The 12,321-nt window shown below is 45.2% G+C and carries 9 protein-coding genes; all 9 read left to right on the forward strand.

Features of this window, described 5'->3' with window-relative positions:
* Positions 1–5: 5 nt before the first annotated feature.
* The 9 genes from HRU80_05905 to HRU80_05945 all read left to right on the forward strand — a co-directional run bounded on the left by HRU80_05905 (position 6) and on the right by HRU80_05945 (position 12,272).
* Positions 6–599: a TetR/AcrR family transcriptional regulator gene (locus HRU80_05905; GenBank protein ID QOJ28429.1), complete on the forward strand. Its 594-nt coding sequence runs from the start codon at positions 6–8 to the stop codon at positions 597–599.
* A gap of 14 nt (positions 600–613) precedes the next feature.
* Positions 614–1,951 carry a TolC family protein gene (locus HRU80_05910; GenBank protein QOJ28430.1) on the forward strand — a complete coding sequence of 446 codons (1,338 nt, stop codon included), beginning with the start codon at positions 614–616 and terminating at the stop codon, positions 1,949–1,951.
* Positions 1,941–3,056, forward strand: a complete 1,116-nt coding sequence (locus tag HRU80_05915) for an efflux RND transporter periplasmic adaptor subunit (protein QOJ28431.1) — start codon at positions 1,941–1,943, stop codon at positions 3,054–3,056. The genes HRU80_05910 and HRU80_05915 overlap by 11 nt, the downstream gene beginning before the upstream one ends.
* Positions 3,057–3,070: 14 nt before the next feature.
* The gene (locus HRU80_05920) at positions 3,071–6,181 is read left to right on the forward strand and encodes an efflux RND transporter permease subunit (protein QOJ28432.1); all 3,111 of its coding nucleotides are present in this window, start codon (positions 3,071–3,073) and stop codon (positions 6,179–6,181) included.
* A gap of 275 nt (positions 6,182–6,456) precedes the next feature.
* Positions 6,457–7,140 carry a YggS family pyridoxal phosphate-dependent enzyme gene (locus HRU80_05925; GenBank protein ID QOJ28433.1) on the forward strand — a complete coding sequence of 228 codons (684 nt, stop codon included), beginning with the start codon at positions 6,457–6,459 and terminating at the stop codon, positions 7,138–7,140.
* A gap of 6 nt (positions 7,141–7,146) precedes the next feature.
* On the forward strand, positions 7,147–7,683 hold the full coding sequence (locus HRU80_05930; protein ID QOJ28434.1) for a DivIVA domain-containing protein: 537 nt from the start codon (positions 7,147–7,149) through the stop codon (positions 7,681–7,683).
* Positions 7,680–8,501 (forward strand): purine-nucleoside phosphorylase, encoded by an 822-nt coding sequence (locus HRU80_05935; protein ID QOJ28435.1) that lies wholly within the window; start codon positions 7,680–7,682, stop codon positions 8,499–8,501. Before HRU80_05930 ends, HRU80_05935 begins: the two co-directional genes overlap by 4 nt.
* Positions 8,501–9,112 carry a hypothetical protein gene (locus HRU80_05940; GenBank protein ID QOJ28436.1) on the forward strand — a complete coding sequence of 204 codons (612 nt, stop codon included), beginning with the start codon at positions 8,501–8,503 and terminating at the stop codon, positions 9,110–9,112. The genes HRU80_05935 and HRU80_05940 overlap by 1 nt, the downstream gene beginning before the upstream one ends.
* Positions 9,113–9,128: 16 nt before the next feature.
* Positions 9,129–12,272 (forward strand): isoleucine--tRNA ligase, encoded by a 3,144-nt coding sequence (locus HRU80_05945; protein ID QOJ28437.1) that lies wholly within the window; start codon positions 9,129–9,131, stop codon positions 12,270–12,272.
* Positions 12,273–12,321: the final 49 nt, after the last annotated feature.

Raw genomic sequence — 12,321 nt, forward strand, 5'->3', positions numbered from 1 at the left:
ATTTTATGGAAAATTTAGATACGAGGCAAAAAATCCTCCAGGCAGCCGTGGATCTCATCTCTGAAAAGGGATACCACGATGTTTCTGTACGGGAAATTTGTGCCAGAGCCGGAGTCACCAAGCCGGTGCTCTACTACTATTTCAAGGATAAGGAAGATGTTCTTGCGGAACTCATACAGGAGGGAAACAGACGCTTTCATCATCTGATTGACAAACACATCCTTCCTGATTCCCCGTTTATAAAGCAACTTGAAGGATTGTTTGAGGTATATATACGCTATACCGAGGAAAATTTCTCTCATATAGCCATTGCCATTAATGTTGAACTTTCTCCCCTGCCGGAGCGGATTAAAACCCTCAGCCGTGAAAAAACCATAGAAGTTACTGAGCGTATTTTACCTGTGTTCCAGCAGGGAGTAAAAGAAGGGGTATTCAGTCCGTCCGATGATCTTAAAATGCTTGCCGTCAGCTTTACATCTCCGCTGAGTGTGTTTATCCTTCAGAGTGTCCTGCATCATGATCCAATAGCGCGGATGAAGGAAGACCTCACCGGATATTTTCAATTCTGGAAAAAACGCTTTCTCCGGGAGAAAGTGTAACAGGAGAAATATATATGCTAAAAATAACCGCCCTTCTGCTCATGCTGGCTGCCGCACTTCCGGCACAGGAGGGAAAAATAATCACGCTCACCTGGGATGCGGTGGTGAACCAGTCCCGGCAGGAAAATCTTTCACTAAGAATTAAAAAACTGCAGTATGAACAGCAGGAATATAAACTGTGGGATGCTTACGCCCTGTTTCTCCCCACGGTGAGGTATCAGGCCGCAGGTGTTTCAAATCTTGAACTGCCGACAATCGTCTTTATGGGGCAGCAGTTTACCATGGGAACCAAATATACCTTCCAGCACTCGCTTGATTTCACTCTTCCGCTTTTTACCGGCGGCTCACGGTATATAAATCTGCAGCTGCAAAAAACCCTCAGAAAATCCATGCTCGAAGAACTTAAGGGAAAAGAAGAGGAAGTTGTTCTTCAGGCTCTTCAGGCCTACTTCGGGGTAATGCTTTCGGAGGGGATATACAACGCTTCGGCTGAAGCGGTAATTACCGCGGAAGAAAATCTCAGGCAGGTTCAGATGTTTTATGATGAGGGATCAGCAACAGAGCTGGATCTGCAGAGGGCAAAAGCAATGTATTATTCGGTGCTGCCTCAGAGAGAAAGTGCTGCATCAGGGAAAGTGCTCGCCTTGCAAAATCTGAAGATGCTGCTTGATATTCCGGCTGAAGACTCTGTTATCGTACCGGACAGTCTTACTGTCAGAGATTTTATGCAGGCATTTGACGAGACGGGTCTGCCGGAGTTCAGAAAACTTTCTCTCAGCAGCCGGGCTGAGGTTTTAATGATGCAGGAACAGGTACACGCATCGCGGGAGGCTGAAAACCTTGTTATCTCATCTGCACTTCCCGTAATTGCATTATCGGGGAATCTTGCACATCAGGCATTTTCTGATGACAGCAGGATAGGTCCGGATGATTACTCCCGTTCAAAAGCGCTTACCCTTTCAATATCATGGCCTCTGTTTGAAGGGGGGCGAAGATTCATCAATTATCAGAACGCACGGCTGCAGACCGAACAGGTAGAACTTCTTCAAAAGCAGACGGAATATATGATTACCCTGGAGACTGAACAGAATTACTATAAATGGCAGGAAGCCAAAACCAGTCTCACAAGCAATGAAGAAAGCATGAAACAGGCAAAAGAAAGCCTGCGTCTTTCACACCTGCTCTACGCTGAAGGGATGAGCACACAGCTAGATGTTCTGAACGCGCAGCTTTTTTATCAGAACAGCAGGGTGCAGTATTTACAGGGGTTGTATCAGTACACTGTAAGCCAGCTTAATCTGCTCCGCTCCGCAGGAAAACTATTTACTGTATGGAATAACAATGAACGCTAAAAAATTATCACTATGTATTTTAACAGCCCTTTCGCTTGTTCTTCCCGCCGGATGCGGAGGAGAAGAAAAAGAAGAAAAAGAAATTTCCGTTCCGGTTAAGATTTATACCGTCCGCCCGGAGGATCTTTCCCAATATATAAAACTCACCGGAATGGTAACCGCAGCCAAAGACCAGATGGTGTTCAGCAAAACATCCGAACGGATTGAAGAACTGCTGGTAAAACCGGGAGACCGCATCGCTGAAGGGCAGATTATCGCAAGGCAGTACAGTGCACTATTTAAGCAGACAGCGGATGCCGCGAAAGCCGGAGCGGATAATGCAAGAGCACAATATATACTGGCTGAAGCCAACTTTAAAAGAATGGAGCGGCTCTGCTCGCAAAAGGCGATTAGTCCTCAGCAGTTTGAGCAGGCCGATATGCAGTTTAAGGCTGCAAAGGCGGGTCTTGATGCTGCTGAAGCGCAGTATCTTTCAGCAAAGGAGCAGCTTGAGAACTGCTCAGTTAAAGCACCGTTTGGCGGCATTGTTGCTGCTGTATATGTAGAGCTTAATCAGATGCTCCCAGCCGGTCAGCCGGTTGCCCAAATTATTGATCCGCGCATGATGAAGGCAAAAATACGTGTTTCGGCAAAGGATATCCAATCAGTGAAAAAAGGGTATGAGGCTGATATTGTGGTTCCTGTACTTGCGGGAAAAACTTACAAAGGGAGAGTGGTTAACCTCGATCAGGCAATAGACCCTGTGACCAAGACCTTTGAAGCTGAAATTGTGATTACCAATCCCGATGCAGATTTAAAATCAGGTCTTTATGCAGAGTTCCTCATCATCTCCCGTACAATCAAGGACGCAGTGATTGTTCCGGAAAACTCGTTACTGAGCCAGACGGCTGTAACGATTAATAAGGAAAAAGGCACCCAGCAAAACAGCCGCCGCTATTTCCTTTTTACCGTTGAGCAGGGGCGTGCAAAAATAAAAGAAGTTACAGTAGGGTTAACAAGTGCAGGCAGAGCAGAAATAACAAAAGGACTCTCGGTAAATGAACAGGTGATAGTTGTCGGCAATAATATTGTGCAGGATGGCCAGTCAGTTTCAGTGGTAGAGTAAGGAGTTAGACAAAAATGCTTCTCTCTAAATTTTCCATAAAAAGGCGTATCACGATGGTAATGTTTTATGCCATTGTGATTGCATTCTCCTTTTTTGCTTTTACTCAGCTCAAGGTTGATTTCTTTCCTGATATACAATTCCCGATCGCCGGAGTAATCACCAGTTATCAGGGAGTTGGTCCAAAAGATATAGAGACGATGGTTACCCGTCCGCTGGAAGAAGCGATATCTTCTGTTAAGAATATTGAGAAGGTTAACTCTCAGTCTTATACCGGCGGCTCGATCATAACGCTTGAGTTTAAATATGGTACCGACATGAATCAGGCGGATGCAGACATCAGGAAGAACATTGATCTGATAAGAGACTATCTGCCTGCCGAGGCTTCTGATCCGATGGTGTTTGTATTTGATCCCTCGCTCAGTCCGGTAATGTTTATGGGATTGAATTCGGATTATCTGGGTCAGTCAGAACTGCGGAATCTTGCCGTGGAAAAAATTGAGCCGATGCTGGAACGCATTCCCGGTGTAGCTTCAGTTTCCACCATGGGGGGGCTTGAGCGGCAGATAAATGTATATATGAATCCGGTCCTGCTGGCTTCATTTAATATCTCACCGAATGAAGTAACAATGGCGCTCAGATCCGGCAGAGGGATTTCGCCGGGAGGTTCACTTAAAACCGGAGAGAAAAATTACCAGCTTACCCTCATGAGCGAATATACTGATCTTGAACAGGTGAGAAAGACAACTGTTGGCATCAGAAACGGACTGCCAGTCAGAGTTGAGGATATTGCCGAGGTTGAAGATGGCTTTAAGGAATCATCTACCGAGGTGCGCGCCGACTATAAAGAGGGTATTTCAATTATCATAAATAAACAGTCTGACGCAAATACCGTACAGACCACTCAGTATATCAGGCAGGAACTTCCGAAGATTAATAAGGCGCTTCCACAGGGGACTAATCTGATGGTTATTTTTGATCAGGCGGACTTTATCTCGCGTTCGGTAAATAACCTCCGAAACTCGGCGGCAATTGCATTTGTCCTGGCATTTCTGATTATTTATATATTCCTGCGAAACGTAAGGGGCAGTATAATTATGGGGATATCCATGCCTATTTCCGTAACAGCAACATTTGCAGTACTCTATGCCAGCGATATAACACTGAATATTATATCCATGGCGGGCCTGGCACTTGCGATTGGTATGCTGGTGGATAATTCCATCGTTGTTCTTGAAAATATCTTCCGCCATAAAGAAATGAAGAAATCACGTGCTGACGCGGCAGAAGACGGAGCCAGCGAGGTAGGTATGGCTATTACTGCTTCTACACTGACTACGGTAGCGGTATTTCTTCCTGTGCTCTTTGTTCCCAATATCACCGGGCAGTTGTTTAAGGATTTGGTACTCACCATAACTTTCAGTCTTCTGGTCTCTCTTGTTGTGGCACTCACGCTGGTCCCGATGATGGCCTCAACCATGCTCGAAGTTGAGCATCCTGATAAAAATACCTTGTTTGGTCGTCTAAAGCGGAATCTCAGTGTAATCCTTGAGCGCGTTACTGAGATATATCATACTCTGCTCATGAAATCACTTTCCTTAAAGAAAACCATACTTGCTGCGGTTACCGTCCTGTTTTTTGTATCTGTGACGCTTGCATATTTTTCAGGGGGTGAATTTCTTCCTAAAAGTGATCAGGGATTTATCAGTCTGCTCATTGAGGCTCCCGCAGGTTCACCAATTGAGAAATCACGGGTGATAACCTATGAACTGGAAGATATGATTCAGGAAACAATATATCCTGAAGAAATTGACAATGTATCATTCTGGTTCGGAAGCAGGGAAGGGCTTGCAGCATTCGGGGCAACAGAAAGCACTATTGAGGCATTTATTAAACTGAAACCGGCAACTCAGAGGAGCCGCTCCCAGTTTGAAATTCAGGATAGTCTTCGTGCCCGGTTGGACCGGATTCCAGGAATTACGTATATGTTTCAGGAAGGTGGTGCCATTTCAAACGAGAAAGCGATTGAGGTGAAAGTCATCGGCTATGATATAGACGGGGCGAAAGCTGTAGCAGAACAGATCAAAGAGAAAATGGCTAAAACTGAGGGTTTCGTAGATATCGGGCTTAACGTAAAGGCCAGTACACCGGAACTGCAGGTGCATCTGAATAATGATATGCTTAACGCTTACCATCTTACCACGATGCAGGTAGCTTCCAATATATCTACTGCAATACAGGGCACGGTTGCAGCCCGGATGAGAGAAAAAGGAGATGAATACGATATCCGCGTGCAGTTTGGCAAAGAATTCCGTAACAGGAAAGAGTCCTTGCAGGAAATTCAGATCAATCTTCCGCTCGGAGGAGCAGTAAAACTGGGTGATCTGGCGGAAATCAAAGAAGAAGCCGCCGCCCCGACCATCTTCCGTGAAAACCAGAACCGGTTTGTTTCTGTCGGAGCCGGACTGTCAGGACTTGAACTTTCAAAAGCAACGGAAGAGATTGAAAAAATAATCAGTCAGACTCCTGTACCGTCTGACTTTCAGGTGGTAATAGGCGGAACCGCTGAAGATCAGCAGGAGGCATTCTTTTACCTGATGCTTGCTTTTATTGTAGCGGTTTTGCTTGTATATATGATAATGGCCGCGCAGTTTGAGTCGCTTGTCGACCCGGTCATCATCATGATAACGGTGCCTCTTGCGGTTATTGGTGTGTTTCCGTTTCTTTTCATTACGGGAACATCGGTCAGCGTTATGGCATTGGTCGGCCTGGTAATGCTTGTTGGTATTGCGGTGAACAATGGTATTGTACTGATTGATTACATCAACAAACTGAAGCGCGGAGGAATGAGCCTGCTTGATGCCGTGGAAAAGGGCGCGGTTGCAAGAGTCCGCCCGGTGCTTATGACTGCTTTGACCACCATACTCGGCATGGTTCCCCTTGCTATTGAACTTGGGGAAGGAGCGGAAACCTGGTCGCCGCTGGCCCGTGCGGTTATTGGCGGACTCACTGCCACAACGTTGCTTACGCTGATCGTGATCCCTATAATCTATATCATATTTGAACAGACAGGTGAAAAAGTGAAAGCATATATACGGCGAAAAAGAAGTATGAATTATGAATTCTGAAGTATGAATTATGAATTCTAAAGCATTGATGAGCTAAAAAATGCAGTTTACTTAAACACATTTTTGGGTGGAAGCAATTGTCATCTTTAAAACCCTGACAATTTTACGGCCCTGACCGGAGATTTTTTTACGGTCAGGGTTTTCTGTTTGGGGGAGTTTTACCCCCTAAACGGCTCTTTTTCCCCTAAAATACCCCCCTTTTTTCGTATCTTTCGCATTGCTTTTTTTATTGTTTATTAAGCCGTTAACACATACATTCACGGTTCTATTTAAATATGATACAGGAAAATTTAGTCCGTTTACGGGCTGAAATTGCAGATGCCTGCCGGAAATCGGGAAGGAATCCGGAGTCGGTTAAACTGGTCGGGGTTTCAAAAATGTTCCCTGTTCCGGTTCTTCAGGAGGCATATGATGCCGGTCTGAGAGTGTTCGGTGAAAATAAACCTCAGGAGTTCCGGGATAAACACCCTCAGCTCCCCGCAGATATCGAGTGGCATCTGATAGGCCACCTGCAGAGCAATAAAGTGAAATATGTTGCCGGCAAGGTTGAACTGATCCACTCTGTGGATTCTGTATCGCTGGCGGAAGAAATTAATAAAGTGGCGTCCAGGTCGGGCATCGTTCAGAAAATTCTGATAGAGGTGAATACCAGCGGCGAGGAGTCCAAAATAGGGCTTCACACCTTTCAGGAAGTCAGTGAATTAGCCCGGAAGATAGCCGGAATGAGTTCACTCGATTTGCGCGGACTGATGACCATTGGTCCCAATACCGCTGATGAGGATGCGATCAGAATGGCATTTGCCGGACTGAGGGGAATGACTGAGAAACTCAATCAGGACGGTTTCCGGCTGGTTGAACTTTCGATGGGGATGACGCAGGATTTTGAAATTGCAATTGAAGAAGGTGCCACCATTATCCGGATCGGTACCGCGCTCTTCGGAGCCAGAAATTATAAATAAAGGATCATGAGAACAACACCATCAAATATCAGGCAGCAGGAGTTTAATAAAACTCTGCGCGGGTATGACCCCGAGGAAGTGAAGGGCTACCTGAATGGTCTGGCTGAGGAACTTGATGAGATTCTCACCGAAAACGAGCGGCTTAAGGGGCAGCTTAACGATGCTCTGCAAAAATTAGCCGAATACCGGAAAATGGAGAAAAGTCTCCAGGAAACTGTTGTCCGAGTGCAGGAAAACTCACAGCGGGCTCTGGAATCAACCCGGAAACAGGCATCCCTGATTATGAAGGAAGCTGAGATAAAAGCTAATCAGATGGTTGAGCGGGCAAGGGAAACGGCAAATGAAATCCGGAATTCCATTATTCACCTCCGTGAGGAGCGTGATCTGATAGTTTCGCGGCTAAAGGCCATCGTTTCCTCGCAGGCTAATCTGCTTGATTTGAAGGTTGAAAAAGCGGGAGAAGAAGTAAAAACCGAAAAGAAAACTTCACAGACCCGCCAGATAGAAATTAATATTGATGATTTACTCGATAAACTGTTATGAAGCCCCTTTCACAGAAATTGGCTGACACCCTCGAGGTGATCAGAAAGCGCAGTCAGGAGTCTTTTCCCGTCGGAATCATTCTGGGCACCGGCCTTGGCGGACTGGTAAAAGAAATTACCGTTGAGCATGAGATTGATTATGCTGAACTTCCTCATTTTCCTCTTTCTACCGTTGAATCTCACAAAGGTAAACTGATTCTCGGTAAAATTCGCAGCCGTAATGTAGTTGCGATGCAGGGAAGATTCCATTATTATGAGGGATATTCCATGCAGCAAATTACTTTTCCGGTAAGGGTCATGAAGCGTCTCGGCGTTGAGAATCTTTTAGTCTCAAACGCCTGCGGCGGTATGAATCCTCTTTACCGCAGAGGGGATATCATGCTCATGAATGATCATATTAATCTTCTTGGTGATAATCCGCTTATTGGACCCAATGAAGATGAGTTTGGTCCCCGTTTCCCGGATATGAGCGAACCCTATTCTCAGAAGCTTATCGCACTTGCGGAGGAAGTCGCGCTTGAAAACAAAATTAAACTCCACAAGGGTGTCTATGTTGCAGTCCCGGGACCAAATCTTGAGACAAGAGCTGAATACCGTTTCCTGAGGACAATAGGAGCGGATGTGGTAGGAATGTCAACAGTGCCGGAAAATATTGTGGCGAATCACTCGGGTATTAAAGTTCTTGGCCTGAGTATCATTACTGATGAGTGCTTTCCTGAATCGCTGCAGCCGGTTCATCTTGAAGACGTAATTGCAGCCGCGATGAGCGCTGAACCCAAAATGACTCTGATTATGAAAGAAGTAATAAAGAGACTCTGATGGATAATAAACTGGCATCGTACGCAGCCCCTGTTGCCCTTTCTCTCCTGATGTTCTTTTCGAACTTCATGGATACGGATATATTCCGCATGGGAGAAAACAACTTTGCGATCTGGTTTGTGATGTCAGTATTCTGTTTTGTTGCCGGCTGGTTCATTGATAAAACATTTACCTGGCAGCGGGGCGGCAAACTGCTTTTCGGGCTGATTGTTGCGACTACCGTTGCAAGCAACATTCTGATTATCTGGTTTAGTGAGTATTTTACATCAGGCAGTCTGATGAGTGAAAATATCATTCTGTTCAGTCTGCGCAATGTGTTCCTCGGCTCAATGGGTTTTTTTGGAATGAGTGTGGCTGAGGTTCTGCGTATGGAGCAGGATCTGCGCATTACGCGTGAAAAACTGAAAGTATATGAAGCGACTATTAAGGATGTGAAGAAAGAATCAGAGCTGATTATTAAGGATGCAGAAATTAAGGCAATGAAAATAACAGCTGAAGCTGAACTGATTGCTAAAAGCGCCGAGCTGAAAAAAGAACGGATTGAAAAAGAACTCAGAGAGTTCATTCAGATTGAAAAAGAATTAATCAAAAAATACGAAGGTAATAGTTAAAGGTCCCTGTCCCTCTATGTTTAAGCATAACCCTGAAAAAATATCGTATCCTCAGATTGAACAGCAGATAAGCGAATTCTGGAAGAAACATAACATCTTCGAGAAGAGCATTACTGAAAGAAGCGAAGAAAAGTCATATACATTTTATGAAGGCCCTCCCACAGCAAACGGCAAGCCGGGTATTCATCATGTAATGGCACGCTCACTGAAGGATATTATCTGCCGTTATAAAACGCTGCGCGGATTTCAGGTGCACAGAAAAGCAGGTTGGGATACACACGGCCTTCCCGTTGAAATAGAAGTTGAAAAAACCCTCGGCATAAAGAGCAAGGATCAGATCCCTGCTTTTGGAGTGGATAAATATAACGCTGCCTGCCGGGAATCGGTTTTCACCTATAAGGATTTATGGGAAAAGATGACCGAACGGATGGGTTACTGGATCAACCTGGATGATGCATATATTACCTGCACCAATGAGTATATTGAATCGGTCTGGTGGTCGCTGAAGACCCTCTTTGAAAAGGGACTGATATATAAAGATTATAAGATTGTTCCGCAGTGCCCCCGTTCTGAGACCGTTCTTTCCTCTCATGAACTGGCGCTTGGTTACAAAATGACCAAGGACCCCTCAGTCTATGCACTCTTCAGAATGAAGGAGAGTGAAGACTATATCCTTGTCTGGACGACTACTCCCTGGACGCTTATTTCAAATGTCGCGCTGGCATTCGGTTCAAATGTTGATTATGTAAAAGTCCTTCACAAGGAAAAGAAAATCATCCTCGCAAAAGCCCGTCTTTCTGTACTTGACGGAGAGTATGAAATACTTGAAGAGTTCAAAGGGGCTTCAATGGAGCATAAGGAATACGAGCAGCTCCTGCCGTATATACCCGCTCAGAAGAAGGCGTTTTATATTGTTCTGGGTGATTTTGTAAGCACTGAAGACGGTACCGGTATAGTTCACATCGCACCGGCATTCGGCGCCGATGACTATGAAATCTCTAAGAAATACGGCCTGCCGATGATGCAGCCGGTACGTTCGAACGGAACGTTTAATCATGAAGTGCCTGATTTTGAAGGAGTGTTTTTTAAGGACGCAGATAGCGGCATCCTGAAGAAGATGAAAGCCGAAGGAAAGCTCTATAAGAAAGAAACCATTGAACACTCATACCCCTTCAGCTGGCGGTTTGATGATGTGCCGGTTCTCTATTACGCCAGGGAATCATGGTTTATAAGAACCACTTCGGTTGCTGACCGGATGGTTGAACTGAATGCTACAATTAACTGGTATCCTCCTGAAACCGGAAGCGGAAGATTCGGCAACTGGCTGGGGGAAAACAAGGACTGGGCTCTTTCCCGCGACCGTTTCTGGGCAACACCGCTGCCGATATGGCTGAGTGAAGACGGAGATATGTTCGCTGTCGGAAGTATAGAAGAACTGAAACAGGGTTTTATATATGAAGGCGATAAGAAGATTCCGGTCAGTGAAGTTCAGGAGATTGATCTTCACAAACCGTTTATAGACAAAGTTTTCTTTGAAAAGAACGGTAAGATTTATAAAAGAACTCCTGAACTGATTGATGTATGGTATGATTCGGGAGCAATGCCCTTTGCTCAGTACCACTATCCGTTCGAGAATAAGGAATGGTTTGAAGCCAACTTCCCGGCGGATTATATATCCGAAGGAATTGACCAGACCCGCGGATGGTTCTATACCCTCCATGCAATCTCAACCATGCTGTTTGACAAGGTTGCGTACCGCAATGTTCTGGTAAATGATCTGATACTGGATAAGGACGGACGCAAAATGTCCAAATCGAAGGGAAACACGGTTGATCCCTTTATGCTGTTTGACAAATACGGTGCTGATGCTACACGCTGGTATCTGATTATAAACAGTCCGCCATGGAAACCAACACTGTTTAATGAAGAGGACCTTGCGGAAAACCAGCGGAAGTTCTTCGGAACACTGATGAATACCTATTCTTTCTTTGCAATGTATGCAAATATTGATAAGTTTACCTTTGCGGAAGAACTGATTCCGTACGAACAGCGTCCGGAAACTGACCGTTGGATAATTTCCAAGCTCAACACGGTAACCGCTGAATATCTGCGGCTGATGGATGAGTATGATATCACCAAGGCAGCACGACTTGTCTCGAACTTTACTATAGATCAGGTTTCAAACTGGTATGTTCGCCGTTCGCGCCGCAGGTTCTGGAAATCGGAAATGAACCAGAATAAGCTTGCCGCGTATCAGACGCTGTATGAGGTTCTGGAAAGAATAACCAAACTGATCGCGCCGATTACGCCGTTTATCGCTGAGGATATATATCAGAGTTTAAACAGCATTACAAAGCATGAAAAGTATGAATCGGTTCACCTGGCATTGTTTGAGCAGCCGGAGTATTTTGATCTCGCGCTCGAAGAAAAAATGGAAACAGCACAGCAGGTGGTCTCCATGACCCGGGGTATGAGAGCAAAACTGAATTTAAAGATACGCCAGCCACTCAGGAAACTGATGGTTGCCGTTGATCCTTCAAAGGCAGACGCTCTGCGCACCATGGAAGAGGTGGTGCTGGAAGAACTGAATATCAAAGAACTTCAGATTCTTTCAGATGATTCAGGTATTGTAAGCAAATCCGCGAAGCCGAACTTTAAGGCAATCGGACCTAAATTCGGCAAACAGGTAAATCAGGTTGCAGGTATGATTAAGGAACTTCCTGCTGATCAGGTTGCAAAACTTGACAAAGGAGAAAGTATAGAGATTCTCCTGAATGGTGCTGCCATTACGGTCACTCCGGCTGATGTTGAGATTATCAGTTCGGATATTAAAGGATGGTCAGTTGAGTCGGATAACGGTGTAACCGTTGCTCTTGACACGGAACTGACTGAAGAACTTATCGCTGAAGGACTTTCACGCGAGTTTGTAAACCGCGTTCAGAATATGAGAAAGGATGCCGGTTTTGAAGTAACCGACCGCATCCGCATTATATATACTGCCGACGAACAGCTGGTGAAAGCTGTTGAGCAGTTTAAGGAAAATATTGCATCTGAAACCCTTGCCGCTGAAGTGCTGCAAAGCGCTGAAGCTAACGGCGGATACCGCCAGTCATGGGTGATTGATAAACTAAATACTGAAATAGAAATACACAGAATTTAATACAGAGGCGGCTGCAGCATAACTGCATCCGCCGGTTTATTCATTCATA

Source organism: Ignavibacteriales bacterium (genome assembly GCA_015709675.1).
GTDB lineage: Bacteria > Bacteroidota > Ignavibacteria > Ignavibacteriales > Ignavibacteriaceae > H2-BAC3.